The organism is Azoarcus sp. PA01, from assembly GCA_001274695.2.
In the GTDB taxonomy this organism is placed as follows: domain Bacteria; phylum Pseudomonadota; class Gammaproteobacteria; order Burkholderiales; family Rhodocyclaceae; genus Aromatoleum.
On record LARU01000002.1, the window covers coordinates 515,986 to 542,478 of the forward strand.

Annotated in this window: 29 protein-coding genes and 2 tRNA genes; 5 read left to right on the plus strand and 26 right to left on the minus strand. The window is 63.6% G+C overall.

Going from position 1 to position 26,493, the window contains the following annotated elements:
- Positions 1 to 73: 73 nt before the first annotated feature.
- The 10 genes from PA01_03390 to PA01_03435 all read right to left on the minus strand — a co-directional run bounded on the left by PA01_03390 (position 74) and on the right by PA01_03435 (position 7,773).
- Positions 74 to 150: transfer RNA gene (locus PA01_03390), tRNA-Pro, on the minus strand.
- Positions 151 to 198: 48 nt separating this feature from the next.
- The gene (locus tag PA01_03395) at positions 199 to 582 is read right to left on the minus strand and encodes a MerR family transcriptional regulator (protein ID KON80797.1); all 384 of its coding nucleotides are present in this window, start codon (positions 580 to 582) and stop codon (positions 199 to 201) included.
- The gene (locus tag PA01_03400; GenBank protein ID KON80798.1) at positions 563 to 874 is read right to left on the minus strand and encodes an integration host factor subunit alpha; all 312 of its coding nucleotides are present in this window, start codon (positions 872 to 874) and stop codon (positions 563 to 565) included. Before PA01_03400 ends, PA01_03395 begins: the two co-directional genes overlap by 20 nt.
- 4 nt (positions 875 to 878) lie before the next feature.
- Positions 879 to 3,257 carry a phenylalanine--tRNA ligase subunit beta gene (gene pheT, locus PA01_03405; GenBank protein KON80799.1) on the minus strand — a complete coding sequence of 793 codons (2,379 nt, stop codon included), beginning with the start codon at positions 3,255 to 3,257 and terminating at the stop codon, positions 879 to 881.
- A gap of 7 nt (positions 3,258 to 3,264) precedes the next feature.
- Positions 3,265 to 4,296 (minus strand): phenylalanine--tRNA ligase subunit alpha, encoded by a 1,032-nt coding sequence (pheS, locus tag PA01_03410; GenBank protein ID KON80800.1) that lies wholly within the window; start codon positions 4,294 to 4,296, stop codon positions 3,265 to 3,267.
- Between the two features lie 67 nt (positions 4,297 to 4,363).
- Complete coding sequence (gene rplT / locus PA01_03415) at positions 4,364 to 4,723, minus strand: 50S ribosomal protein L20 (protein ID KON80801.1); 360 nt, start codon at positions 4,721 to 4,723, stop codon at positions 4,364 to 4,366.
- Positions 4,724 to 4,735: 12 nt separating this feature from the next.
- A complete protein-coding gene (rpmI, locus tag PA01_03420; GenBank protein ID KON80802.1) occupies positions 4,736 to 4,933 on the minus strand; it encodes a 50S ribosomal protein L35 in 198 nt (65 codons plus the stop codon).
- Positions 4,934 to 5,074: 141 nt separating this feature from the next.
- Positions 5,075 to 5,596 (minus strand): translation initiation factor IF-3, encoded by a 522-nt coding sequence (gene infC / locus PA01_03425; protein KON80803.2) that lies wholly within the window; start codon positions 5,594 to 5,596, stop codon positions 5,075 to 5,077.
- Positions 5,597 to 5,624: 28 nt separating this feature from the next.
- A complete protein-coding gene (thrS, locus tag PA01_03430) occupies positions 5,625 to 7,541 on the minus strand; it encodes a threonine--tRNA ligase (GenBank protein ID KON82276.1) in 1,917 nt (638 codons plus the stop codon).
- A 155-nt stretch (positions 7,542 to 7,696) separates the two neighbouring features.
- Positions 7,697 to 7,773 (minus strand) — tRNA-Val (locus tag PA01_03435).
- Between the two features lie 23 nt (positions 7,774 to 7,796).
- On the opposite strand from PA01_03435, the gene PA01_18525 reads away from it, so the two are divergent.
- The 3 genes from PA01_18525 to msrB are packed head-to-tail and all read left to right on the plus strand — an operon-like array spanning position 7,797 to position 9,134.
- Positions 7,797 to 7,946, plus strand: a complete 150-nt coding sequence (locus PA01_18525) for a hypothetical protein (GenBank protein KAI5913024.1) — start codon at positions 7,797 to 7,799, stop codon at positions 7,944 to 7,946.
- A gap of 46 nt (positions 7,947 to 7,992) precedes the next feature.
- Positions 7,993 to 8,646 carry a peptide-methionine (S)-S-oxide reductase MsrA gene (gene msrA, locus PA01_03440; GenBank protein KON82277.2) on the plus strand — a complete coding sequence of 218 codons (654 nt, stop codon included), beginning with the start codon at positions 7,993 to 7,995 and terminating at the stop codon, positions 8,644 to 8,646.
- Positions 8,646 to 9,134 (plus strand): peptide-methionine (R)-S-oxide reductase MsrB, encoded by a 489-nt coding sequence (gene msrB, locus PA01_03445; protein ID KON80804.1) that lies wholly within the window; start codon positions 8,646 to 8,648, stop codon positions 9,132 to 9,134. Before msrA ends, msrB begins: the two co-directional genes overlap by 1 nt.
- A 34-nt stretch (positions 9,135 to 9,168) precedes the next feature.
- Here the strand turns inward: msrB and PA01_03450 are convergent, their stop codons facing one another.
- From PA01_03450 to PA01_03500, 11 genes are all read right to left on the minus strand, one after another.
- Positions 9,169 to 10,773, minus strand: coding sequence for a nitrite reductase (locus PA01_03450; GenBank protein ID KON82278.2), 1,605 nt, complete (start codon positions 10,771 to 10,773; stop codon positions 9,169 to 9,171).
- Positions 10,774 to 10,789: 16 nt separating this feature from the next.
- Positions 10,790 to 11,995: a heme d1 biosynthesis radical SAM protein NirJ gene (nirJ, locus tag PA01_03455; protein ID KON80805.1), complete on the minus strand. Its 1,206-nt coding sequence runs from the start codon at positions 11,993 to 11,995 to the stop codon at positions 10,790 to 10,792.
- Between the two features lie 183 nt (positions 11,996 to 12,178).
- Positions 12,179 to 12,496 carry a plastocyanin/azurin family copper-binding protein gene (locus PA01_03460; protein ID KON82279.1) on the minus strand — a complete coding sequence of 106 codons (318 nt, stop codon included), beginning with the start codon at positions 12,494 to 12,496 and terminating at the stop codon, positions 12,179 to 12,181.
- 48 nt (positions 12,497 to 12,544) lie between these two features.
- The gene (locus PA01_03465; protein ID KON80806.1) at positions 12,545 to 13,423 is read right to left on the minus strand and encodes an ethylbenzene dehydrogenase-related protein; all 879 of its coding nucleotides are present in this window, start codon (positions 13,421 to 13,423) and stop codon (positions 12,545 to 12,547) included.
- Between the two features lie 47 nt (positions 13,424 to 13,470).
- Positions 13,471 to 14,079, minus strand: coding sequence for a NapC/NirT family cytochrome c (locus PA01_03470; GenBank protein ID KON80807.1), 609 nt, complete (start codon positions 14,077 to 14,079; stop codon positions 13,471 to 13,473).
- 67 nt (positions 14,080 to 14,146) lie between these two features.
- Positions 14,147 to 15,829: a nitrite reductase gene (locus tag PA01_03475; protein ID KON80808.1), complete on the minus strand. Its 1,683-nt coding sequence runs from the start codon at positions 15,827 to 15,829 to the stop codon at positions 14,147 to 14,149.
- A 248-nt stretch (positions 15,830 to 16,077) separates the two neighbouring features.
- Positions 16,078 to 16,662, minus strand: a complete 585-nt coding sequence (locus tag PA01_03480; protein ID KON80809.2) for an Lrp/AsnC family transcriptional regulator — start codon at positions 16,660 to 16,662, stop codon at positions 16,078 to 16,080.
- Positions 16,659 to 17,138: an AsnC family transcriptional regulator gene (locus PA01_03485; GenBank protein ID KON80810.1), complete on the minus strand. Its 480-nt coding sequence runs from the start codon at positions 17,136 to 17,138 to the stop codon at positions 16,659 to 16,661. The genes PA01_03480 and PA01_03485 overlap by 4 nt, the downstream gene beginning before the upstream one ends.
- Positions 17,135 to 18,172, minus strand: coding sequence for an Lrp/AsnC family transcriptional regulator (locus PA01_03490; GenBank protein ID KON80811.2), 1,038 nt, complete (start codon positions 18,170 to 18,172; stop codon positions 17,135 to 17,137). The genes PA01_03485 and PA01_03490 overlap by 4 nt, the downstream gene beginning before the upstream one ends.
- Before the next feature lie 27 nt (positions 18,173 to 18,199).
- Positions 18,200 to 19,390 carry a protein nirF gene (locus tag PA01_03495; GenBank protein KON80812.1) on the minus strand — a complete coding sequence of 397 codons (1,191 nt, stop codon included), beginning with the start codon at positions 19,388 to 19,390 and terminating at the stop codon, positions 18,200 to 18,202.
- Between the two features lie 50 nt (positions 19,391 to 19,440).
- Positions 19,441 to 19,797, minus strand: coding sequence for a cytochrome c (locus tag PA01_03500; GenBank protein KON82280.1), 357 nt, complete (start codon positions 19,795 to 19,797; stop codon positions 19,441 to 19,443).
- A gap of 252 nt (positions 19,798 to 20,049) precedes the next feature.
- On the opposite strand from PA01_03500, the gene cobA reads away from it, so the two are divergent.
- Both cobA and PA01_03510 read left to right on the plus strand, forming a co-directional pair.
- A complete protein-coding gene (gene cobA, locus PA01_03505; protein ID KON80813.1) occupies positions 20,050 to 20,880 on the plus strand; it encodes a uroporphyrinogen-III C-methyltransferase in 831 nt (276 codons plus the stop codon).
- A 222-nt stretch (positions 20,881 to 21,102) separates the two neighbouring features.
- Positions 21,103 to 22,680 (plus strand): nitrite reductase, encoded by a 1,578-nt coding sequence (locus tag PA01_03510; protein KON80814.2) that lies wholly within the window; start codon positions 21,103 to 21,105, stop codon positions 22,678 to 22,680.
- A 97-nt stretch (positions 22,681 to 22,777) separates the two neighbouring features.
- Here the strand turns inward: PA01_03510 and PA01_03515 are convergent, their stop codons facing one another.
- The 5 genes from PA01_03515 to PA01_03535 all read right to left on the minus strand — a co-directional run bounded on the left by PA01_03515 (position 22,778) and on the right by PA01_03535 (position 26,488).
- The gene (locus PA01_03515) at positions 22,778 to 23,020 is read right to left on the minus strand and encodes a GlsB/YeaQ/YmgE family stress response membrane protein (protein KON82281.1); all 243 of its coding nucleotides are present in this window, start codon (positions 23,018 to 23,020) and stop codon (positions 22,778 to 22,780) included.
- Between the two features lie 19 nt (positions 23,021 to 23,039).
- Positions 23,040 to 23,828, minus strand: coding sequence for a 3'-5' exonuclease (locus PA01_03520; GenBank protein KON80815.2), 789 nt, complete (start codon positions 23,826 to 23,828; stop codon positions 23,040 to 23,042).
- Positions 23,828 to 24,262: a YdbL family protein gene (locus PA01_03525; GenBank protein KON82282.2), complete on the minus strand. Its 435-nt coding sequence runs from the start codon at positions 24,260 to 24,262 to the stop codon at positions 23,828 to 23,830. Before PA01_03525 ends, PA01_03520 begins: the two co-directional genes overlap by 1 nt.
- Complete coding sequence (locus PA01_03530) at positions 24,259 to 24,450, minus strand: hypothetical protein (protein KON80816.1); 192 nt, start codon at positions 24,448 to 24,450, stop codon at positions 24,259 to 24,261. The genes PA01_03525 and PA01_03530 overlap by 4 nt, the downstream gene beginning before the upstream one ends.
- Before the next feature lie 64 nt (positions 24,451 to 24,514).
- Entirely contained in the window at positions 24,515 to 26,488 is a 1,974-nt protein-coding gene (locus PA01_03535; protein KON80817.1) for a hypothetical protein, read from the minus strand.
- Positions 26,489 to 26,493 lie beyond the last annotated feature (5 nt).

Below are 26,493 nucleotides of genomic sequence, written 5' to 3' on the forward strand. Positions count from 1 at the left end.
TGCCGGCACCTTCGGCGCTGGGCTGTAAAGCAAAATGGCCAATCTTTCGACTGGCCATTTTTCCTGGTTCTATTGGTCGGGGCGGCGGGATTCGAACTCGCGACCCCTTGCACCCCATGCAAGTGCGCTACCAGGCTGCGCTACGCCCCGACACAAGCGAGCATTATAGCGATATTCTCGACATTTGCCAGTACTGGCTCAAGCCTTGAGGTGCTCCAGCGTGGTGACGATTTCCGAGCGCAGGTGCGCGATCAATGACCGCAGACGGGAAACTTCCTCGGCCTCTTCATGCTGGTGGATTGCCGTCTCGCCGAGCTTGTTGCGGGCGCCCGAGATGGTGAAGCCTTCCTCGTAGAGCAGCTCCCGGATGCGGCGGACGAGCAGGACTTCATGATGTTGATAGTAACGTCGGTTACCGCGTCGCTTCACCGGCTTGAGCTGGGTGAATTCCTGTTCCCAGTAGCGGAGCACGTGCGGCTTGACGGCGCACAGTTCGCTGACCTCGCCGATCGTGAAATACCGCTTGGCCGGAATCGGAGGCAGTTGAGTTGCCGGCGTCTCGTTATGGCTGCTTGCTTGCATCGCTCAGCTGCTCCACGGCGGCCTTGAGTTTCTGACTGGCGTGAAAGGTCACGACCCGGCGCGCAGTGATCGGGATTTCCTCGCCCGTCTTCGGATTGCGACCCGGCCGCTGCGGCTTGTCGCGGAGCTGAAAATTGCCGAAGCCCGAAAGCTTCACGCACTCGCCGCGTTCCAGCGCCTGGCGGATCTCCTCGAAAAAGCCTTCCACCATGTCCTTGGCTTCGCGCTTGTTGAGGCCGACCCGCTCGAACAGCAGGTCAGCCAGTTCCGCTTTGGTCAGGGTCACGTTCATTGCACTATCCACGCAGCCGCGCCCCCAACGAGGTTTCCGCATGGCGGACGATCGCTTCGACCGCCGCATCCACTTCGGCGTCTTCGAGCGTGCGCTGAGTATCTTGCATCAACACCCTGAACGCAAGGCTCTTTTTTCCCGTATCGATGCCTTTGCCATGGTAGACGTCGAACAGCTCTATCCCCATCACAATCGCCGGCGCCGCCTCGCGCATGACCTCGATCACCCGCGCCGCAGTCAACGCCTGCTCGACGACCAGCGCGACGTCACGCGTGACGGCGGGTTGCCGGGAAATCTCGCGATACGCGGGCAGATCAGCCAGGATCGCAGCGTCCAGCTCGATCTCGAACACGATGGGTGCGGTTCCCATTTCGTAGCGCTGCACCCAGACCGGGTGGATCTCGCCGAGCAGTCCGATCCTCCGGCCGTCGAGCATGATGCTGGCGGCGCGCCCCGGATGCAGCGCGGGATCGGACAACCGTTCGAAGCCGAGCGCGCGCGGCGCAAAAAGTGCTTCGACGTCGCTCTTCACGTCGTAGAAATCGACCTGTCGGCTCGCAGCGCCCCACTGTTCGGGCAACGCAAGACCCGCCGCGAGCCCCGCGACGCGCAGCGGTTGATGAAAGCCGGCGACCGGCTCGCCGTCCGCCTTGCGTTCGAAGCAGCGGCCGATCTCGAACACGCGCACCCTGCCCTGCTGGCGCTTGCGATTCGCGACCAGATTCGCCGCAAGCCCCGGGATCAGGCTGGAGCGCATCACGCTCATCTGGCTCGCGATCGGATTCGCCAGGCGGATCGGTTCGGCGTTTGCGCAGAAATCCCGCTCCCAGGCTTCCTCGACGAACGCGTAGTTGACGACCTCCTGGAAATCGCGCGCCGCCAGAAGATGGCGAACATCCCACGCCGAACGGCCCGACTCGGAACGGTCGAGCATCATCAGGGAACCTTGCGGCGCGCAGGCCGGAATCGCGTCGTAGCCGTGCAGGCGCGCGACCTCCTCGATCAGGTCTTCCTCGATCTCGATGTCGAAGCGGAACGACGGCGGGGTGACGAGCAGCGCGTCGCCCGCACGTTCGACCGACAGATGCACACCTTCGAGCAGCCTCACGATCGCGTCGTCGCCGAGATCGATACCCAGCAGGCGGCGGGCGCGCGCAGGGCGCAACCGGACTGCCGGGCGCGCCGGCAGGTGGTCCTTGGCGACTGCTTCCTCGACAGGTCCCGCAGCGCCGCCGCAGATGTCGAGAATGAGCCGGGTTGCCCGCTCGATCGCCCGTCCCGCAAGTTCGAAATCGACGCCGCGCTCGAAACGATGCGACGCGTCCGAGACGAAGCCGTAGCTGCGTGCGCGCCCGGCGATGGCCGCCGGCGCGAAGAATGCGCTCTCGAGGAACACATCGACGGTGTCGAGCGTGATGCCGCTGTCTTCACCACCCATGACGCCGGCAAGGGCCAGCGCATGCGCCTCGTCCGCGATCAGCAGCGTGTCGGCCGCGGGAACGACGGTCTGCTCGTTGAGCAGCCGCACTTTTTCGCCGGCGTGCGGATAGCGGACGTGGATCGCGCCGACGAGCTTCGCATTGTCGAATGCGTGCAGCGGCTGTCCCAGTTCAAGCATCACGTAGTTGGTCACGTCGACGAGCGCGCTGATCGAGCGCACGCCGCTGCGCTGCAGGCGCTGCTTCATCCAGTCGGGCGTCGGCGCCTTCGCAGCGACGCCGCGCACGATGCGGCTGCAATAACGCGGGCAACCTTCGGGAGCGTCGAGGACGACCAGCCTGCGGTCATCGATGGCTGGCACCACCGCGTCGATCTGCGGCAGTGCGAGCGGCTGGCCGGTCAAGGCCGCGACTTCACGCGCGACTCCGGCGAGGCTGAGACAGTCCGAGCGGTTCGGGGTGAGCTTGATCGTGAAGAGCGTGTCGTCGAGCGCGAGGAAATTGCGGATGTCCTGCCCGATCGGAGCATTGCCGGGCAACTCGAGCAAACCGCCGTGGTCGTCCGACAATCCCAGTTCGCGCGCGGAGCAGAGCATGCCGAAGGATTCGACGCCGCGCAGCTTTGCCGCCTTGATGTCGAAACCGGGCAGTTTTGCCCCCACCATCGCGCAGGGAACGCGCAGGCCGGCTGCCGCATTCGGCGCGCCGCAGACGATCTGCAGCAACTCGTCCTGCCCCACGTCAACTTTGCAGAGCTTCAGCTTGTCGGCGTTGGGATGCTTCTCGGCCTCGATGATGCGGCCGACGACGACGCCGGAGAATGCCGCGGCGGCAGGTACCGCCTCTTCGACTTCAAGACCCGCCATCGTCAGCAGGTGGCCGAGGGACTCGCTGTCGAGCGGAGGATTGACGAGGCTCCGCAACCAGTGTTCCGAAAATTGCATGATTCGATTACCTGAATTGGCTCAAGAAGCGCAGATCGCCTTCGAAGAAGAGGCGCAGATCGTTGACACCGTAGCGCAGCATCGTCAGCCGGTCGGGCCCCATGCCGAACGCAAAACCGGTGTAGCGTTCCGGATCGATCCCGCCAAAGCGCAACACGTTCGGGTGAACCATCCCGCAGCCGGCGATTTCGAGCCAGCGGCCCTTGAGCGCCCCGCTCATGAACGCGACGTCGATCTCGGCGCTCGGCTCGGTGAACGGGAAGAACGACGGGCGGAAGCGCACCTGCAGGTCTTCGGTCTCGAAGAACTTGCGCAGGAAATCGGCGATCACGCCCTTGAGATCGGCAAAGCTGACCGATTCTCCGACCCACAGGCCTTCGACCTGATGGAACATCGGCGAATGCGTCGCATCGGAGTCGACGCGATACACGCGTCCCGGAACGATCACGCGAATCTCCGGCATCGACTCGCGATCGCCGTAGCGCGCGACGTGATCGAGCATCGTGCGGATCTGCACCGGGCTGGTGTGAGTCCGCAACAGCACATCCTCGTGTCCTTCGAGGTAGAAGGTGTCGTGCATCGAGCGCGCCGGATGGTTTTCCGGGGTGTTCAGCGCGGTGAAGTTATGCCAGTCGGTCTCGATTTCCGGACCGTCGGCGACGACGAAGCCGATCGAACGAAACAGCGCTTCGATGCGTTCGAGCGTCCGGCTGACAGGATGCAGCCCGCCCTGCGCGACGCCTCGGCCCGGCAGTGTCACGTCGAGCGCTTCGGCGGCGAGCTGGGCGACCAGTACCGCTTCGCGCAGCGCCTGGCGCCGCGCTTCGAGAGCCCCCTCGATCGCATCCTTGGCGCGATTGATCTCGGCGCCGGCGACGCGACGCTCCTCTGCGGCGAGCTTGCCCAGGCCTTTCAGCCGCTCGGTCAGCGCTCCGGTCTTGCCGAGGTAGCGCGCCTTGACCTGTTCGAGCTGGACGCCGTCCGCTGCCGCGGCGAACTCCGCCGCCGCCTGTTGAACGAGTTGATCGAGCTTATCCATTTACGTGCCGTGGAAAATTCAGGAAAAAAAAAGGAGGCCAGGCCTCCTTTTTTCATGCCGCATGCTGTTACGCAGCGAGTTTGGCCCGGGCTTGGTCGGCAAGCGCCGCAAATGCGGCTTTGTCGAACACCGCCAGATCGGCCAGAACTTTGCGATCCACTTCGATCGCCGCCTTTTTCAGGCCGTTCATGAACGTGCTGTACGTCAGCCCGACTTCACGCGCTGCGGCGTTGATACGCGCAATCCACAGCGCGCGGAACTGGCGCTTGCGCTGGCGACGGTCACGGTAGGCGTATTGCCCGGCCTTCATCACCGCCTGCTTGGCGATACGGTAGACGTTCTTGCGGCGACCGCGGTAACCCTTGGCTTGATCGAGAACCTTCTTGTGGCGTGCGCGGGCGGTTACCCCACGTTTAACTCTGGACATGGCGGTCTCCTATCAAGCGTAAGGCAGCATTGCGCGGATTAGCTTTTCGTCGGCGGCGTGGACTCCCGTCATGCCGCGCAGCTGGCGCTTGCTCTTGGTGGTTTTCTTGGTAAGGATGTGGCGCTTGAACGCCTGGGACCGCTTGATCCCGCCACTAGCGCGAACCTTGAACCGCTTCGCGGCTCCGCTCTTGGTCTTCATCTTGGGCATTGCTAACTCCAGGTTTATGAATGCCGTCAGGTAGCGTCGCCATGCGGCGCGTTTTCAACCTGACACCACTTGTTTTCCGGCAGGCTTGCTGCCGGTAGTTGCCTCTCGCCGGAGAGCGGGAGGCAAATTCCGTATCGCGGATCAGCGGTTCTTCTTCGGCGAGATCACCATGATCATCTGACGCCCTTCCATCTTGGGCATCTGCTCGACCTGTCCGATCTCTTCCAGATCCGCCTTCACACGCTCAAGCTGCCGCAGCCCGAATTCCTGGTGAGCCATCTCGCGTCCGCGAAAGCGCAACGTGACTTTGCACTTGTCACCTTCCTCGAGAAAACGCTTCAAGTTCCGCAGCTTGATCTGGTAGTCGTTCTCATCCGTCGCCGGACGGAGCTTGACTTCCTTGATCTGCACCTGCTTTTGCTTGAGCCGGGCTTCGTGGGCCTTTTTCTGCTCCTGGTACTTGAACTTGCCGAAATCCATCACCCGGCATACCGGGGGCTGCGCCATCGGCGCAATTTCGACCAGATCCAGACCAGCCTCTTCGGCCGCGTTCAGGGCTGCATTCAGCGAAACAATGCCGAGGGGCTCGCCGTCCTCGCCGACCAGACGGACTTCAGGCGCGCTGATCTCTTCATTGACGCGCTGCTTTTTTTCTTGAGCGATGGTTCAGTTCTCCACGAATGCCAAAAAATCAGATCGAGCCCGACCGCGCCTCAATTTCGCGCTGCCAACGCTCGATCAGTGTATCGAGGGGCATCTGGCCAAGATCCTGACCTCCCCGCACGCGCACCGCGACGACTCCTGCCGCCTTTTCCTTCTCGCCGATGACAATCTGGTAAGGCAGCTTGTGCACGCTATGTTCGCGGATTTTATAGTTAATCTTTTCGTTACGCAAATCCGCCTCGACCCGGAAACCCGCCTGCTTCAGCCGTCTGGCGACTTCGGTTGCGTAGTCCGCCTGCCCTTCGGAAATGTTCAGCACAACGGCGTGGACCGGAGCCAGCCACAGCGGCAGGGCGCCGGCGTAGTGCTCGATCAGGATGCCGATGAAACGCTCGAGCGAGCCGAGGATCGCACGGTGCAGCATCACCGGGTAGTGCTTCGCGTTGTCCTCGGCGACGAACTCGGCTCCCAGCCGCACCGGAAGGTTGAAATCGAGCTGCAGGGTTCCGCACTGCCACACGCGGTTGAGACAGTCTTTCAGCGAGAACTCGATCTTCGGTCCGTAGAACGCGCCTTCGCCCGGCTGCAAGTCGTACGCGAGCCCCTGCGCGGCGAGCGCCGCCGCGAGCGCCGCTTCCGCGGCATCCCACTGCTCGTCGGTACCGACGCGCTTGGCCGGGCGCGTCGATAGCTTGATCAGGATCTCGGTGAAGCCGAAGTCCGCGTAGACTTTCTGCAACAGCGCGATGAACGCCGCCGATTCGGCCTGCACCTGATCGTCGGCGCAGAAGATGTGCGCGTCGTCCTGCACGAAGTTGCGCACCCGCATGATGCCGTGCAGCGCGCCCGAGGGCTCGTTTCGGTGACAGGAGCCGAACTCGGCCATGCGCAGCGGCAGGTCGCGGTAGCTCTTCAACCCCTGGTTGAAGATCTGGATGTGGCACGGACAGTTCATCGGCTTGACCGCGAAGTCGCGCTTCTCGGACTGGGTCGTGAACATCAGCTCCGAGTACATGTCCCAGTGGCCGGACTTTTCCCACAGTGAGCGGTCGACGATCTGCGGCGTTTTGACTTCCTGATAACCGTTTTCGAGGATCGTGCGACGCATGTACTGCTCGACCTGCTGCCACAGGGTCCAGCCTTTCGCGTGCCAGAACACCATGCCCGGCGCCTCTTCCTGGATATGGAAGAGGTCGAGCAGCCGGCCGAGCTTGCGGTGATCGCGCTTTTCGGCCTCCTCGAGCATGTGGAGGTAGCTTTCAAGGTCTTCCTTCTTCGCCCACGCGGTGCCGTAGATGCGCTGCAGCATCTCGTTCTTCGAGTCGCCACGCCAGTAGGCGCCGGCGACTTTCGTCAGCTTGAAGACCTTGAGCTTGCCGGTCGAAGGCACGTGCGGCCCGCGACACAGATCGATGAAATCTCCTTGACGATACAGCGACACATCCTCGGCCTGCGGGATCGAGGCGATGATTTCGGCCTTGTAGTGCTCGCCCTGGGACTTGAAGAATTCGACCGCCTTGTCGCGCGGCCAGACTTCACGAGAGACCGGAATCTCGCGCCGGGCAAGCTCGGCCATGCGTTTTTCGATCTTCTCGAGGTCCTCCGGCGTGAACGGACGCTTGTAGGCGAAATCGTAATAGAAGCCGTTCTCGATCACGGGGCCGATTGTCACCTGCGCTTCGGGGAACAGTTCCTTGACCGCATGCGCAAGCAGGTGCGCGGTCGAATGACGGATCACGTCGAGCCCTTCGTCACCTTTTTCGGTAACGATCGCCAGCGGCGTGTCGGCCTCGATTCGATACGAGAGGTCGACGAGTCGTCCATCCACTTTGCCGGCGAGCGCCGCTTTCGCCAACCCTGCACCGATCGACGAGGCGACCTCGGATACCGTGACAGGATGATCGAAGCTGCGTACAGAACCGTCGGGAAGCGTGATATTCGGCATGATCTCGAGGCCTCGGACAAATGTTTCGACGAATTGTGGACGAAAAAAAAGTGCGGGCGAACCGCACTTTTTTTTCTGGAGCACTACAGCGGAGCCCGATTTTCAGTTTCCGGCTTCGGCAGTAGTTCGGAACATCACGGTCCAGCTCCATATGTTGGTAGGCGCGATTGGACTCGAACCAACGACCCCCACCATGTCAAGGTGGTGCTCTAACCAGCTGAGCTACGCGCCTGCTAAGAGCTGCGCAGTATAGGCATGCCCGCCATGCAGCGCAATAGTCTGCGCAAAACTTTTTGCGGAACGGGTTTTTTCTCGGGGATTTCCTTCAAGTCCTCACGGCCCGATGCAGGCGAGTCGCGCGACGCGCGGCGGATCGGCAACGAGAAGTTGCAGCGACGGAAATGAAACGCACACTTGTCGGTCCAATTGCAGTGAAACAGGAGGTTTCTCGATGACGACGCATGAGGGTGGTTTTGTCTCACGGCTATCCGGCAGGTGGGTCGGCGTGCTGGGGCTTGCGCTGCTGGTGGCCGGCACGGGCGCGGGACAGGCGGCGCCGGCGTCATCGCCCGCGACGGCGGTTTTCGCCGGGGGCTGCTTCTGGTGCATGGAGCCGCCGTTCGACGGGCTCGACGGCGTCGTGTCGACGACCTCCGGCTACACTGGGGGACACGTCCCAAATCCGCGCTACGAGGCAGTCTCCTCGGGACGCACCGGGCATGCCGAGGCAGTGCGGATCGAGTACGACCCGGAGAAAATCAGCTATGAACAGCTGCTCGACGTGTTCTGGCGCAATATCGATCCCACCGATCCCGGGGGGCAGTTCTGCGACCGGGGCAGCCAGTACCGGGCACAGATTTTCTATCAAAATGAGGGGCAGCGGGCGGCTGCCGAGCGCTCGCGTGCCGCGCTCGTCGCAAACAAACCGTTTGACGAGCCCGTCGTCACTGAAATCGTGCCGGCGCCGAAATTCTATCCGGCCGAAGACTACCACCAGGACTACTACCTGAAAAATCCGCTGCGCTACAAGTTCTATCGGCACCGCTGCGGGCGCGACCAGCGGCTCGAAGCCCTGTGGGGCGTGGATGACGGAGAGAAGAAGTGATGAACAGACGGCTCTTTCTTGCAGCCCTTTTCGGTAGCGCGGCGGCACCGCTCGTTCGCTCGGTCGAACAGAGCACCGAAGCCCCGCCGAAAATCGGGAAAATTCACCGCAGCGACGAGGAGTGGCGAAAGCTCCTCACGCCCGAGCAGTTCCGCATACTGCGGCGCGACGGGACAGAACCCGCTGGCAGCAGCCCGCTGAACGACGAGAAGAGAAACGGCGAATACGTCTGCGCCGGCTGCGAGCTCCCGCTCTTCACGTCGGACATGAAGTACGACAGCGGCACCGGCTGGCCGAGTTTCTTCACGACGATTCCGGGGCACGTCGAAACGAAGCTCGACTTCAGGATGATCCTGCCGCGCACGGAGTATCACTGCGCGCGCTGCGAGGGGCACCACGGCCATGTGTTCGACGACGGCCCGCGGCCGACCGGCAAGCGCTGGTGCAACAACGGCGTCGCGCTGAAATTCGTGCCGGCGCCCGGTTAGAGACCGCTGCACCCGGGCCCACGCGGTGCGCGCTTCAGTGGCTCGTACCTTCCTCGCGCATGGTCTTGTTCCAGACGTTGTATTTGCCGACGGGCTTTTTCATCGGCAAACGCTTGACCTCTTCGAGCGTCTGCGCGTCATAGACGATCAGCGCCCCGTCCATTTCCGACAAACTGGCGAGCGCGTAACGGCCGTCGCGCGTGAACTCGACGTGCGCGAGCGTCTGGCCGGGAGCGGCTTTGAGCTCCCTGACGATCTCGAACGTCTGCTTGTCGATGACCTGGAGGATGTGCTTCGCGTCACGGCTCATCATCGAATCGACAAAAGCATGGCGGCTGTTCTCATGGCTGCGCAGGAAGAACCCGGGGCCCCGCGTCGGGATGCGCCTGACGACGCTCCAGTCCTCGAGATCGATCACCGTGACTTCGGCCGCCTTGAGGTTCGTGCTCGCCATCACCCGCCGCCCCTGCCACTCCCAGGTGATGCCGGAACCGAGGTGCGGCATGCCGTCGAGCGGCAGATCGGCAATCTTGCGCCGAACGTCGAGATTGACGACCTGCCCGACCCCCTCGCGTGACGCGCCGAGCACCGTCGAATAGTCCTGGGTGAAGAAGAAGTCGTCGAGCACTTGCGTGAGCTCGGTGCGGCGTGGGTTCAGGTAGCCGCGGACGAAGGCGCCTTCGCGCAGCTTGTAGTCGTGGACGTAGCCGATCGGGATTTCCTCCGCCGTCGGGTCGTAGCTGATCTCCCACACCTCAGGCACGTCCTTCAGCGCAGCGACGAAGGCATTGCGCGGCGTCGCTTCATACACTGCGGAGACGCGCGAACTGCGCTTGCCTTCGCGGTCGGTAACGTCGATCGATTTCAGCAGATTCAGGTCACCATCGAGCAGCACCAGCGTATGCGGCAGATAGTTCGCGACCGCGACGTGCCGGCCGTCCGGCGACACTGCGACGTTGCGTGTATTGATGCCGGCGCGCACTTCGGCGACGACCTTGAGATTCCACAGGTCGTACTTCGTCACCCAGCCGTCGCGCGAGCCGAAAAACACGAACCGGCCGTTTTTGGTGAACTTCGGCCCGCCATGCAGCGCCAGCCGCGACGCAAAGCGATGAATCGGTTCGAGCTTGTCGCCGTCGAGCACCGACACGTGGTGATCCCCGCCTTCGACGACGACGAAGAGGTTCATCGGATCGGCATCGAACACGGGCTTGGCCGCCAGCGTCGCCGGATCGACATGCTGGATGCGCGAAGCGCGGATATCGGATTCGCTCCATTTCGGCGCCGGAACGACCGGCGTGTAGATCAACGCGCCGAGCGCCGCGATCTCGTTGGCGTTCAGCGCTGCGCCGAACGCCGGCATCTGGGTCGCGACGCGACCCTCACGGATGACCTCCAGCGCCTCTTCCTTGCGCAGGCGCGCGAGATTCTCGGGCAACAGCGCCGGTCCGCTGCCACCGAGGCGATTGGCACCGTGACAGGCGGCGCAGTGTTGCTGGTACTGACGGGCCGCGATGTCGCTGTCGGCAGCATGCACCGCCGGATTGAACACGACGAAGCCCGCCACAAGCAACACGGGGGCGACGAAAAGACGGGCTGACGTCCGGAACGTTACCGCTTTGGAACGAAGAAAATTCATTCGATGTCTCGGTGGGTCAGGCAGGACGGTGGCCCGGCACGAAAGGAGTGGTCTTGACCCGCTCGCTGCCGTAATCGGCCGCCGTCACGCCGATCTCCTCGTCAGTGAGATAACAGGCCGGGTCCTCGACCCACGGATCACCGGTGATCTGCTGGGCGCGCACGCGCGAGCTGCCGTTGCACACCGGGAGAAACGTGCATTTGCCGCAGCGCCCGCCGAGGATACGGGGATGGCGCTTGAGGCCCGCCATCAGCGGATTCGACAGGTCGCTCCAGATCTCGGAAAACGGCCGCTCGCGCACGTTGCCGAGCGGCACATGCCACCACATCGTATCGGGATGCACGACCCCGAGGTTGTCGATGTTCGCGACGTTGACGCCGCTCGCATTGCCGCCCCACTGCAGCAGCTTTGCACGGATATGCTCGGCGTGCTCGGGAAACCGGCGGGCGACCCAGTGATACATGTAGACCCCGTCGGCGTCGTTGTTGCCGGTGACGAATTCCTTGTCGACGCCGCGTCGATGCAGCGCCAGGCAGGTATCGAAAAGCAGATCCATCGCATCGCGCGTCGTGCGGTGGTGCGCATCGTCGCCGCGGTGCTTGTTGCCGCGGCCGGCGTAATTCAGGTGCGAGAAATAGAACTTGTCGATGCCCTCGTCCTCGACGAGGCGCAGCAACGCGGGCAGGTCGGCGGCGTTCTCCTCGGTCATCGTATAGCGCACCCCGACCTTGATGCCACGGGCCGCGCACAGCCGAATGCCGCGCATCGAGGCATCGAAAGCACCTTCGAGGCGGCGGAATCGGTCGTGCGTGGCGCCGATGCCGTCGAGGCTCACGCCGACATAATCGAAGCCGATCTCGTCGATCCGGTCGATGTTCGATTCTTCGATCAGCGTGCCGTTGCTCGACAGGCCGACATAGAAGCCCATTTTTTTCGCGTGACGGCCGATTTCGAAGATGTCGGGGCGCAGCAGCGGCTCACCCCCCGAGAGGATCAGCACCGGCACGCGGAATGCCTTGAGATCGTCCATCACCCGGAACACTTCCGTCGTGGACAACTCTCCGGGAAAGTCGGTATCGGCCGAAATCGAGTAGCAGTGCTTGCAGGTGAGGTTGCAGCGCCTGATCAGGTTCCAGATCACCACCGGGCCGGGGGGGTTGCGGTGCGGGCCCGAGGGTGTCGGATGATCGAGTTCGCGGATGAAGTTCGAGATGCGAAACATGGCGGGCTCTCCTGAGTGAGGCAATTACACCGGACTGCCACCCGCGGGGAAATGACGGCGGTCAAGGGGAGCGCGGACCGGGAGGCGGTCACGCGGAGGAGGAGAACGGCAATATGCCAAAATTGCAGCCTCGGCCGCGGCGACCGGCCACCCCGCACGCCTTACCCGGCAAAAGCCGCAGCATCAATCCCCGACGATGACGACGCCCTTCATTTCGGGATGGGGACCGCAGTGATATTCGAAACGTCCGGCCTGCGGAAAGACGCGCGACCATTTCTCGTCAGGGAAAAACCGTTCGGACTCTTCGCCCGTCGCGTCGAACTGCACCGAATGGCTGGTCCGCTTCTCGCGGTTCACCCACGTGACCGTGTCGCCCGGCTTGATTCGTGCCTCGGCCGGCGTGAAGGTGTAGTTCGAAATTTCGACTACCATTTCAGTTGCCTGCAGTGGCGCCGAAAAGCCCAGTACAAAGAGGCCACCCGCGAGGGTGGCCTGAAACATCGCACGCACGATTGACGCTCCTGGCGGCAGATGGAGGGGTAAGCGAAGTTACTGCTTGGCTGCGGTGATGTCCGCCTTCGCATCGATGCCAAGCTGGTGGCCGAGCGATACGTGGTGGAAGCGGCCGGCCGCGTTGTCGTCGTGAATGGCGAAGCCGAAATTGTAGACCTTGCCGGATTCGAGGTTTACGTCCCCCTCGCCCCCGCCCGTCAGTTTGCGCGTAAACACGACCGACCAGTTGTTGCCGTCGAGCTTGCCTTCGGCGTTCACCAGCCCTTTGCCGCCTTCCATTACCCGCTTGTCGGCGACGTACCCGTCAAAGCCCTTCTTTTCGCCGCTGCGCCACTGGATCAGGTCGTAGAACTTGCCTTCGGCGAGCGAACCACCCTTGACGTACTTCGTCTTGGTATCGGCGGCGCCGGGCATCGTGCGCGAATCGACGTGACAGGTTGCCCAGCAGCCCGCTTGGTCCGCGAGTTCGACCTTGCCGCCGGATTCGAGCATGAAGGCGACCTTCACCGGATTCTTGTCGTCCAGCTTCGGTGCGCCCGATGCTTTCGGCTGCTCCCACGTGAAACGCAGGTAAAGGTTCTCGCCGTCGTGCGACGCCTGCACCTTCACGGGGATGGCCGGAGCCTTGCCGGCGATCGGACTCGGCTCGATCTTCTGCCCGCTGACGATCTTCGTACCCATGTCACGGGCTTCTTCATCGTGGCAGTCGGCGCAGCGCTCGCCCTTCTTGAGTGCGCGTGCACCGCCGTGCTCGGTCCCTTTCGTGATCCATTCGACGGGCGACACCCCGGGATAGAACAGCGTGATGTCCTTTGCGGGAATCTTGCTCCAGTCCGCCGGCGCCGCAGCAAGTGCGCTACCTGCGCCCAGCGTCAGGAGAGTGGTCACCGCGCTCGCGATCAACGTCTTTCTCATTTTCGGTTCCTCTCAGTGGATGCTCGAAATTCGCTACTGCCTGCCGCTCACAACTCATCTTCCTCGGTCATGCCTTCGGGCTTGTGATGGGCGATGCCTTTGTGGCAATCGATGCACGTCATGTTGTCCTCGCGTGCCATCTCGTGCTGCTTGCGTGCCCGCTGCTTCTGCGACTCGGTGTTCATGCTGTCAAGGCTGTGGCAGTTTCGGCATTCCCGCGAATCGACGGACTTCATCCGCGCCCATTCCCGTCGCGCCAGTTCCAGCCGCTTCGCCTCGAACTTCTCGCGTGTGTCGATCGTGCCGGTGAGTTTGCCCCACAGCTCGCGCGACGCTTGGACCTTGCGGATCATCTTGTGCGTCCAGTCCCGCGGCACGTGGCAGTCCGCGCAAACCGCGCGCACCCCGGTGCGGTTCGTGTAATGGATGGTCTGCTTGTATTCCTGATAAACGTTGTCATTCATCTCGTGACAGGAGATGCAGAATTGCTCGGTATTCGTCGCTTCCATCGCGGTGTTGAAACCGCCCCAGAAAAAGACGCCGATGACGAAGCCGACCGCCAATAGGCCGCCGAGCGAGTACTTCACGCTCGGACGGCGAAGACGCGCCAACAGGCCGCCGGAATGTTGTTTGGGATTGCTGTCTCGATCCGTCATGAGAATCTTCCTCGTCACCCCTCCGGGCCGAAGCCCGGAGGGTGTCAGAACCCGATCGACGAGGCGATCAGTAGATGTCCTGCATCGTGTTGAACACGTTGAACTTGCCGGTTGGCGTGACAATCGCGGGGTCGGTGATGACCTTCTTCAGCTTGAGGGTCTTGTCGTCGTAGATCACGATCGCCGACTGGTCCGTCTTGCCGCCCCACAGCGAGATCCACACTTCGTCGCCCGCCTCGTTGTACTCCGGGTGCGTCGCGCGACGAATCGCCTTGCTTTCGGGCAGACCGGAGTCCTTCGCGACGTCCAGGCGCTTCGGTTCCTTCGCCAGGTCGTTCATGTCGAAGACATAAACCGACTCGGCGACCTCGCGTTCCGGGTTCATCGGCGCGTCAGCCCACAGGTTCTTCGACTTCGGGTGGGTCTTGACGAACAGGTTGCCCGCGCCCGGCATCTTCAGCTCCTGCACGACCTTCCAGTTCTGGTCCTTGTGCTTGGCATACTTGGCCTCTTCCGACGCGGTCGAAATCACCGAAATCACGTCGGCGCCGAGGTGGCCGGTCGTCCACACCGGACCGAACTGCGGATGCACGAAGTTCGCGCCGCGGCCCGGGTGCGGAATCTTCGCCGTGTCGATGAGCGCGGCGAGCTTGCCGGTCTTCGTATCGACCGCGGCGACCTTGTTCGACGCGTTCGCCGCGACCATGAAGTAGCGCTTGGAGGCGTCCCAGCCGCCGTCGTGCAGGAACTTCGCCGATTCGATCGTCGTCGTCTTCAGGTTCTTGATGTCGGTGTAGTCGACGAGCATGATCTGGCCCGTCTCCTTGACGTTGACGACCCACTCCGGCTTGATGTGCGACGCGACGATCGACGCGACGCGCGGCTCCGGGTGGTACTCGCCGTCGACCGTCTGGCCGCGCGTCGACACGACCTTGATCGGCTCGAGCGTCTCGCCGTCCATGATCGAGTACTGGGGCGGCCAGTAGGTGCCGCCGATCAGGTATTTGTCTTCAAAGCCCTTGAACTTCGAGGTGTCGACCGAACGCGCATCGGAGCCGAGGCGCACCGTCGCGACCGTCTTCGGCTCCTCGTACCACATGTCGATGATCGTCGTCAGGCCGTCACGACCGACGGTATAGACGTAGCGCCCCGACGCCGATAGCCTCGAGATATGCACCGCGTAGCCGGTGTCGAGCACTTTCCAGATCTTGTGCGTGTCGCCGTCGATCAGCGCGAGCTTGCCGGCGTCGCGCAGCGTCACCGCGAAGACGTTCTTCAGGTTGATGTTGTTCATCTGCTTCTTCGGACGCTCGGCAACCGGAACAAGCAGCTTCCAGCTGTTCTTCATGTCCTGCAGCGAGAACTCGGGCGGCACATCCGGGGTGTTCTGGATGTAGCGCGCCATCATGTTGATCTCTTCCTTCGTCAGGATGTCGTCGTAGTTGACCATCCCGCCTTCGGTGCCGTAGGCGATGATCTTCTCGAGACGTTCGGTGCCGAGCTTGAGCGTGCCGCCCTCGGTCTTGGTTCCGTCGGCCGCGGTCTTGGCCCAGTGCGGTTCCAGATTTTTCCCGGTCGCCCCCTTGCGCAGCACGCCGTGGCAGCCGGCGCAGCGCTCGAAGTAGATCTGCTTCGCCTTGTCCTTTTCGTCCTGGGTCATTTCGGGAGCAGATTGCGCCCAAACCGTGCCCACGGCCAGCGGCAGCAACGCCAGCGCGAACGCCTTGCCCATCCAACTCTTGTTTTGCACGTCTTTCTCCTTAAGCAGCTCGGGATGTGAAACAACAATGCAGCCAGTATCGATCTGATAACCGCGGACGATCCTTGATATGCGTTAAATTTCCCTATCCCCTCTGTGGATAAAATTGTGCAGCATAAAAAACCTCTCATTACAACGTAAAACGCATAAGCAAATTGCAACACCTGCAGTTGCCCGCGGAAACGCAACATCGCGGTTTTACCGGGGTGCGCACGAGGTTTCCGATGCGTGGCGGAAACTCACTCGCGCTTGTGTCCCTTTGGTGCTGAGCCACCGATCCGCAGCCCCGTTTTCTTCAGGATTGCCGACGAGAACAACACGTCGCGGCTGCGGCAGGCGCCGGGAAAACGGGCCGCGATACGGCTCGAAATGTCGCTGATCTGCTGCCGCACCTCGTCATGGCTGCGCCCGTGAACCATCGCGAAGAGGTTGTACGGCCAGTCCGGGAGACGGCGCGGACGTCGATAGCAGTGCGTGACGGCCTCGAGTGCACCGATGAACTCGCCCACGGCATCGACACATTCGTCCGCAACATCCCACACGCTCATGCCGTTCGCGGTGTAGCCGATCGCGTAATGATTCGGTACCGCGCCGATGCGACGGATGATTCCGCGCTCGAGCATCCCGCGGACGCGACAAAGCAGTTCGTCGACCGGCAGCCCGACTTCCCGCGCCACTTCGTCCCACGGCTCGGGGACTAGCGGCAGACCGCCCTGGGTCGCGACGATGATGCGTCGCTCGATCGCCTCGTCGCAACCGACGCCGGGCGCGCAGCCGAGGGCGCCGTCCTGCGGGGGTGGATTTTCGCAGTGCGCGGCCATCACGCCTCCAGCTTCATTTCGACGAAGTACTCCCGTTCCTTCGGAAACAGGAACACCGGCAGCCCGGTCGCCGCTTCGATCCGTCTTGCCGTCTCGGCTATGCCCTGCGGATTTTCGGTCGCGAGGACGAACCACATGTTGAGCGCGTGGTCGCGACGGTAGTTGTGTGCCACTTCGGCAAAGGCATTCACTTCGGCGGTGACGCGCTCGAAATCGGGTTCGGGCACGCTGATGGCGGCGAGGCAGAACGCGCCGCCGATCCGCTCGATCTGGAACATCGGGCCGAACCGGGTCAGCACCCGCTGATCGAGCAGGCGCTGCAGCCGGTCGATGACCTGCCTCTCGTCGATCCCGAGCCGGACCGCGACGTCGGCAAACGGCTTGCGCACCAGCGGAAAATCCCCTTGCAGCATGTTGATCAGCACCCGGTCGGTCTCGTCGAGCAGCGACGCCTGCCCTTTCGCTGTCGCTCGGCTCATGCGTCACCGTCCGCGAGATAACGCGCGCCCTGCTGCTTGAAGCGCCGGGTGCTGAACAGCACGGCGCCGGACCAACGATTCATCTGGTGGCGTGCAGCGATGGCTTCGCGCACCTCGAGCACCGCTTCGCGCGACTTGCCATGGATCATGCAGAACAGGTTGTACGGCCAGTCCGGCACGACGCGGCTGCGCCGGTAGCAAAGCGTCACTGCAGGCTCGGCAGCGAGACTGCGGCCCAGTTCGCTGACCTGGTCGTCCGGAACATCCCAGACGCACATCGCGTTCGCGCGAAAGCCGAGCTCATGATGGCGTACGACGATTCCGAAACGCTTGATCAGGCCGTTTTCGAGCCACGAAGCGATCAACTCGATGACCATCGCTTCGCTGAGCCCGACCTTGCGCCCGAGCGCGTCGAACGGGCGCGGCAGCAACGGCAACCCCGCCTGCAACGCCGTCATCAACCGACGCTCGAGGCCGGGCAGCGCGCACGCCGTCTCGCCGAGGGGCGGCAAATCGCCTCTCGCAGCGCTGACTGCGCCGCGCACCGCCCCGCCGAGATCGAAGCCCAGATCGATGTGGAACTCTTCTTCGAGCGGCAGCACGACGACCCTGCAGCCGGTGTCCCGCTCGATTTCCGCAACGACCTGCTGCAATCGCTGCTCCGACGCCGCCGTGATCACGAACCACAGATTGAGTGAATGTTCGCGCTGGTAGTTGTGATTCACTTCCGGCACTGCGCTGATGCGGGCAGCGATCGACTCGAGCCGCGCTAGCGGTGCGGCGAGCGCCGCCAGCGCGCTCGCGCCGACGCGCCGCGGCGCGAATACCGCTCCCACCCGGCTGACGACGCCGGAGTCCAGCCAGTCCTGCAGCGCGGCGAGCACAGCCGGCTCGCTCAGTCCGCATTGTGCGGCGATCGCGACGAACGGCTCGGAAACGAGCGGAAAGCCGCGCTGGTAGTCATTGAGCAGGCGAAACGCGGCCGCCTGGGGCTGATGAACCACTTCGCGCCCGGCCATTGTCGTGGTGCACATCTGCGTGGCGCTCGTGCAGGGCATGTCCTAGAACCCTGTCCGGAAGGCGCGACTGGTGAAGAAAATGCCGCTCGGGCTGGCGGCCGGGAGTTCGGCACGCTTGTCGCGCTTCGCTGTCCCGTAGATCACGACCTTGTTGTCGTCACGCGCAGACACCCAGACCTCCTCGCCTTTCGGGGCGAATTCCATATGGAGAATGGCCCGACCTGGCTGCAGCGTATCGACTATGTTGTTCTGGATGGTATCGATCACCTGGACCCAGCCGTTGTCCGGGAAGGCGAAATTGACCCACACTTCGCGGCCGTCGGGCCTCGCCATCACGAACACCGGCTGGCTCTTGACCGGAATCCGCGCGATCTCCTTCCAGCTGCCGAGCTCGACGACCAGGACCTCGTGACGGCCGATCGCCGGCAGATAGGCACGTCCCCCGGCAACGGCCCAGCCGCGCAGGTGCGGCATCTTGTACACCGGCAACGCCTGCTCGCCCCGGCCGTAGCCGGGCAGGATGGTGCGCACGCCCTTTTCGGCATGCCACAGGTCGAGCATCGACAGACCGTCCTCGCCGAACAGCCCGGCAATGTAGTAGCGCCCGTCCGGCGTCACCAGCGCATCGTACGGCTGCTTGCCGGACGGGTAACGCTCGGTTTTCGGATGCTGCGGATCGGACAGATCGGTGACGCGGATTTCGTTCGCGTCGAACAGCGAATAGACGAAACGGTTGCCCGGCAGATCGGCCAGGCCGACGACTTTCGAGCGCTTGCCATCGGGGCCGTAGGCGGCCGGCACGTCGGCGAGCAGTTCGAGCGTGCCCGCGTCGAAAGCCTTGATTCCGCCGGGTTCGTAGTTCTGCGCGACGAGGATTCGTCCGTCCTGGGAAATCGCGCCGCCGATCGCGTTGCCGGCCTGTACCACGCGGTTCGCGATCGTCGCGGTGAGGAGATCGACTTTGGTCAGCCCCCCGTCGCGACCGAACACGTAGGCATAACGGCTGTCGCGGGAAAACACCACCGATGCATGGGACAGATCGCCGAGGCCGGAAACTTGCGCGAGCGCCCGGCGCTGCGTCGTCTCGATGACCTGCAACCGTCCGGTCGCACGCTCGACGATGACGCCGAGATCGCCGGTGCCACGCAAGGCGACCGGCGGTTGGGACGCGCACGCCGACAGCAGGAGCATCGCGACTGTCAATGCTGCACGCTTCACTTTGCTTCCGGGCATCGTCCGTCTCTCTTTGTCGGGCAGGTTTGTGCCGGCCGGCCAAGGGCTCATTACCGCGTCCCCGCCGTCCGTTGGGCGGATTGCGGGCCGCCATCCGCGGGAAAGCCTTCGAGGAGCCGTTCCACGACCCATGCAGCTTCCGATTCCTCGATCAGGCCGCGAAACGGCGGCATCGGTGTGCCGGGGCGGCCCCCGATAATCGTCGCGACCAGTCCCTCCGAAGGTTTGCCCCGCAGCGCCGCCGGGGTGAGAGCCGGGCCGAGGCCGCCCTGCAAGGTCAGCCCGTGACACGATCCGCAGTCCTGGCGAACCATATGCACCAGCTCGCGCTGCCGCTTGTCGTCGGGGGCGGGACCCTGGGCGTGGACCGGGACAACCAGCGCCGGAAGGAAAGCCGCGATCAGGATGCTTCGACAGAACACGCTCGGGTCCTCGTCAGTCCGCACTGGAAAGGTTGGCCATCACGGACGGGAGGCGAGACGCCGACCTGATCCGCTCAGCTATGAGTGCAGTATCGTGCCGACATAGCCTGGCCCTCCTTGATATCGGTTAATTTCCCGGACGGTAAGTAGGGATAAAGTGGCGACGCCCGAACGTCCTGTTCGCGCCATTCGAACCGCCGCGGAGCACCGATTCGCGGCACACGCGGAGAGCCATTCATGAGCAAGCATATCGGCGGCTTCGATCCTTCGGGAGAGGATCCCGATAAACCGGCAGCATGCGGACGACCGGGCAAGGTGTATCTGGTCGGGGCCGGCCCCGGCGATCCGGAGCTTCTCACGCTGAAAGCGGCACGCCTGCTGTCGAAGGCGCAGGCTGTCGTCTATGATCACCTTGTCGGCGAGGAAATCCTCAACCTCGCCAATCCGGCGGCAAGGATGATCTATGCGGGCAAAGAGGCGGGATACCATTCATTGCCGCAGCACCGGATCAACGGTCTGCTGGTCGATCTCGCCCGCAGCGGGCTCGAGGTCGTGCGGTTGAAAGGGGGCGATCCGTTCATGTTCGGTCGCGGCGGCGAAGAGGTGGAAGAGCTGCTCGAATCCGGGATCGAATGCGAAGTCATCCCCGGGATCACCGCGGCATGCGGGATATCCGCCTGTACCGGCATCCCGTTGACGCATCGCGACCACGCACGCTCGGTGATCTTCACGACCGGACATCTAAAGGACGACACAGTCAATCTCGACTGGCCGGCGCTGGCCCGGCCGAACCAGACGGTCGTCATCTACATGGGGCTTGGCGCGCTCGACATCATCTGCCAGCAGCTGATCGCCCATGGACTTGCGCCCGATACGCCGGCGGCGGTTGTGCATGCCGGCACCACGAACAGGCAAATCACCGTGAGCGACCGACTCGACCAGCTCGCGGCGGCCGTGAAACGCGCCCAGCTCAAGTCGCCGGCGCTGATCATGATCGGGTCGGTCGTGTCGCTGCACGCGCTGCTTGGCAATGGAACGGCAATCGAGGAACTCGCGCTGACGGGGTGAGTTCCTCGGCAACCAATACCGGGCAGAGGCGTTGCGCCACCAGTTCTTCCCTGAAGGAGAGCGACGATGGGTATCAACAGGAATCGGATCAGCGGCGTCTTCCTGCTTGCGAGCGTGCCACTCGCCATGTCACAGGTGTTCGCCCAGGCGAACACCGCAGAGCATGTCGGCGAGGCGGAGGCAAAATACCAGGCCGGCGGTTCTCCGCTGGCCGACGTCGAGATGTACCAGGACATCAATCCCGACGCGCCGAAGATCACCAAGGCCGAGTTCGCGAAAGCCCAGAACATCTACTTCCAGCGCTGCGCCGGCTGCCACGGCGTGCTGCGCAAGGGCGCGACCGGCAAGCCGCTGACGCCCGACATAACGCTCGGCAAAGGCAGCGAATACCTCAAAGTCTTCATCAAGTACGGCTCGCCCGCCGGCATGCCAAACTGGGGCACGTCGGGCGAACTCACCGACGAAGAAGTCGACCTGATGGCACGCTATATCCAGCAGTCGCCGCCGCAACCGCCCGAGTTCGGCCTGGCGCAAATGAAGGAGACATGGAAAGTCATCGTCCCGCCCGAGCAGCGGCCGAAGAAGAAGATGAACGACTACAACATCTCGAACATCTTCTCGACGACGCTGCGCGACACCGGAGAGATCGCGCTGATCGATGGCGACACGAAGAAGATCATCAACATCGTCAAGACCGGCTACGCCGTTCACATCTCCCGCATCTCGGCCTCCGGCCGTTACCTGTTCGTGATCGGCCGGGATGCGAAGATCAACATGATCGACCTGTGGATGGAGAAACCCGACAACGTCGCCGAGATCCGCATCGGTCTCGAGGCCCGCTCGGTCGACACGTCGAAATACAAGGGTTACGAGGATAAATACGCGATCGCCGGCGCGTACTGGCCACCCCAGTTCGTCATCATGAACGGCGACACGCTCGAGCCGCAGAAAATCGTCTCGACTCGCGGCCTGACTGTCGATACGCAAGAATACCACCCCGAACCGCGCGTCGCGGCGATCGTCGCGTCGCACTTCAAGCCGGAGTTCGTCGTCAACGTCAAGGAAACCGGCAAGACGCTGATGGTCGACTACTCCGACCTCCAGAACCTGAAGACAACCGAAATCGGTTCGGCGCCCTACCTGCACGACGGCGGGTGGGACGCGTCGAAGCGCTATTTCATGGTCGCGGCGAACCAGTCGAACAAGGTCGCCGCGATCGACGCGAAGGACGGCAAGCTCGCCGGACTCATCGACGTCGGCAAGATCCCGCACCCGGGCCGCGGCGCGAACTTCACGCACCCGACCTACGGCCCGGTATGGGCGACCGGGCACCTCGGCGACGACACGATCGCGCTGATCGGCACCGACCCCGAAAAGCACAAGCAGTACGCATGGAAGATGGTCGATACACTGAAGAGCCAGGGCGGAGGGTCGCTGTTCATCAAGACGCATCCGAAGTCGAAGCACCTGTATGTCGACAACCCGCTTCATCCGGACGCGAAGGTCAGCCAGACGGTCGCGGTGTACGACCTCACGAACCTGCAGGGCGGCTTGAAGGTGCTGCCGATCGCCGAATGGGCGGAGCTGAAGGACGACGGCGCGAAGCGGGTCGTCCAGCCCGAGTACAACAAGGACGGCAACGAGGTGTGGTTCTCGGTGTGGTCGGCGAAAGACAAGGAGTCGGCGATCGTCGTCGTCGACGACACGACCCTCGAACTGAAGACCGTGATCAAGGATCCGAAGCTGATCACGCCGACCGGGCACTTCAACATCTATAACACCCAGCACGACGTGTACTGAGGTTGTGCGGCGGAGGGCGCCGCCGACTGTCCAACCCGCACGGCCAGCTTCATGCTGGCCGTTTTTTCAACCTTCCATGTTCAACCTTCCACGCCGATCATTTGCGCAGGCGGGTCACGATGAACAGAATGACTATCGCGCCGACGAGCGCGCCGATGAAGCCGGCCGGCTCGCCCGGCCGGTACAGGCCGAGGAACTGTCCGCCGTAGGTCGCGAGCATCGCTCCGGCGATGCCCAGCAGCGTCGTCATGATGATCCCGAGGCCGTCCTTGCCGGGATGCAGCAGCCGTGCAAGGAGTCCGACGATGAAGCCGATGATGATGGTCCCGATGATCGACATGAGCATATCTCCTTGAGGTTCAGACTCCGGGCCAGGCAGCGAGGAACTGCTTCCAGTGGGGCGCATCGATGCGCGCGAGCGCTTCGCGCACGACCGCGAGTTCGGCGGCGTGGGACGCCGCATCGAGTTGCCCGCGCATGCGCTGAAAACCCAGGTACACCAAATAGGTATTGACGACATCGGTTTCACAGTAATCGCGGATTTCCGCCGCGCGCCCGTCCTGCCACGCCGACCACACCGCGGAACCGTCCATGCCGAGCTTGCCGGGAAACCCCATCAGCTTCGCCAGCTCGTCGAGCGGTGCGTTCGCGCGCGGCTGATACAGCGCGAGCAGATCCATCAGGTCGAGGTGCCGGCTCTGATAGCGGCCGATGTAATTGTTCCATTTGAAATCGCGCGAATCCTGGTAATCCCCTTCACCCTGGTCCCAGTACCGCGGCGCCGAGACGCCGTGTTTCAGGCCGCGGTAATGCAGCACCGGCAGGTCGAATCCCCCGCCGTTCCACGACACGATCTGCGGCGTGAAGCGTTCGATGCCGTCGTAGAAGCGCTGGATGATCTCGCCTTCCGTGCACTCCGGCGCCGAGAGCGAGAACACGCGGAACTGCGAAGCGTCCCGCAGCACACAGGAAATCGTCACGACGCGCTGCAGGTGATGCGGCAGGAAGTCGCTGCCGTTGGTCGCGCGCCGCTGCTGGAAAGCGAATTCGGCGACTTCGTAATCGTCGAGATCGTCGGGCAGATCGTTGAGCACGCGAATGCCTTCGACATCCGGGACGGTCTCGATATCGAAGACGAGGACCGGCATCACTTGCGCACCCAACTGCCCTCGCGCTGGATCCACCAGCCCGGTTGGGCGCGATCGATCCAGCGCCGCGCGAACGTGGCGCGCACTTCCGCCTCCCATTCGGGATGACCATTGGCGCGCGCAATTTCGCGGTAGAGGGCTGCGCGATCGGCGTTTTCAGCCGCGACCAGCGCATTCGCCTGGCCGCGCTGAGCGAGCGGGACGCCGGAGGCATCGCGCAGGGCGACGTTGCCGTCGGCTGCCAGCCCGACCGCACCCGACCCATACAACGGCGCGAGCTTCGCATGACGCTGCTGCATCGACTGCTTGAGCGCCGCGATCGCCGGCGTGTCGATTTCGATGTTCCCCTGTGCGAGCACGAGGCCGGCAAAGCCGAGCAGCACCACGGCAATCCAGCCGCGAAATCCGGTCAGAGCATTCGTCATCGCATTCATTTCGTCTCTCCGTCCGGCTGCGATCGGATCGTCGGGGTCTCGCCTTCGCCCAGCTGCCAGACGTCTTCGATGATGCGATCCGCGGCTTTTTCCGCGGCGGCCGCGGGAAAATAGATATTGATCGTCACGCAGGCGCCGGCAGTCGCGATCACGGCGCCGAGCATAGCGACTCTGGGGAATGCGGTCATTCGGCCTCCTGTTCCTGCCCGCCGCGAGCCGGGCCTGTTGCGGCGAAGCCGCGAATTCCGACTGCTACTGGATGACGGGGGAAGCGTTGGATGCGATCACCCGCTGCAGACGATCGATCAGCTCGTTCCAATCGACGCGCCGATTGTAGCCGATGACATTCAACGCCGGGATGCCGCCGCCACGCACGAGGTAGTAGCCGTCACCGGGCGCGACAGCGTCATCCAGCCCGTCCATGCGGCATACGCCGTCACGCAGGATGCAGGAGATACCGATCTCGCGATAGCCGAACGTTTCGAACAGGCCGAGCAGCCCGCGCTGCAGCGCAGCCGCCGCACCCGGCCCGCCGAGCGCGCTGATGTTCTGCACCGCGCGCTGGCTGATGCGTCGCGGATAGTTTCCGGGGCTGCTGACGACGCGGGCGTCGAAGCGCACCGGCCGCCAGCGCGCGAGTTCCAGCCCGCGCACGTCCGCGTCGACAAAGCCGGAAACGCTGCCGAACGAGAAGGCTTCGGTCAATTGCCCGAGGTCGAGGTGGCGGGCCTGGACGTCCGCATAGAGATGCGATGCGACGCCGAACGGTTCGAGCAATTGCAGGCGCGTCGCCTGCAGGTAGCCGCCGAACACCGAAATCACCAGAGCGCCGTCGAGCGTAATTTCGCCCGGCGCGATGCGCAGCCCCGGCAGCGATGCGCTCAGCACGCCGGACATCGCCGGCAAGCCGGCTGCCTCGGCGAGCAGCGCCATCGAAATCGGCTCGACGACGGCACCGCCGCTGCCGTGCCAGCCGGTCGCATCGCGCGCGAGCGCCAGCCGCTCGAGGACCAGCGCACCGTCGAGCACCGGGATCGCGACACGGTCGACGTCGACACCTTGCCCGTCGAGCCGCGCGACAAGCTCGAAGGCGCCCAGCGCGAGCTTCTGCCAGCGGCCGCCGCCGACCGCCAGTCGCGCTTCGGTGCGAGCGTCGGTGCGCCATGGCACGACGCCGGTCAGCGGCCCGAAACTCAGTTCCTTGTCACTGAGGCTGAAGCCGGCCTCGTCGAATGCAAGATCCACCGCAGTCGGCACCCCCTCTTCGACTGTCGCTGCGGCGCTGACATGGCCTGAAAACCGCAGCCGGTCCGTTGCGGCCGGTGCAAACGCCGGCGCAAGATAACGCGGACCGACCACCGCGAGATCGGCGTCAGCGACCGAAAACGCCAGACTTCTCATGGCCAGCGGCTGCAGGCCGATTTCGGCGTTTGCGGTGATCGCGCGCACGCCTTCGAGTTCGAGGCGCGCGCGCGTCACCGTGAGCACCTCCGCTTCGAGCCGCCCGGCCGCGTCGATGATCGGGCCGGCCACGAGGTACAGCGGATGCAGATACGCTTCGCCGGCGCGCCACGCCACCCGCCCCTGCCAATCCCAGCCGGCGCGCCGGCGCCGCGCCCGTAGATCGATATCCAGGCCCACCCCTTCCGCCGCCCGCAGCCCATCCGCCTGTTCGAATCCGCCGCCTTCGAGCTTCCCCGACACTTTGATGCGGGCACCGTCGCGCGCCGGGGAATATTCGATGCGACCGGCAAACCGCCCTGCCGCATTCCAGCTTGCCAAATCGATGAGCTTCCCCAGGCGTGCAACGGAAAGCCCTGCAAGCGACGCCACGATCCGGCCATCCGGACGCAGCACCACGTCGATCGTTTCGCGGCCGGGCATGCGGAGGTTGAGTTCGCCGCTCTTGTTCACCGTGTCGAAGTGCAGGTCGATCGCCACACGCTCGAACAGGCCGGGGACGGTCACTAGGCCGCTGCGGCAGCGGACCACGGCACGTTCGAGGTGGAAATCGGGGCAATGGATCGTGACGTCCTGCCAGTCGCGCTGGTCGATTGCGAAGCGTTCGATCGCCAGTTCGGCCAGCTCGCCTTCGCCGCCGAGACGGACATGCAGGCCTTCGATGACGAAAACCGGATGCGTGACGCGGCCCAGGTCGAGTTGCAGGACGCCCGCTCCGGCAAACCCGAACCAAGCCAGGATGAAAAGAACAAAAGCCCAGCGCATCGTGC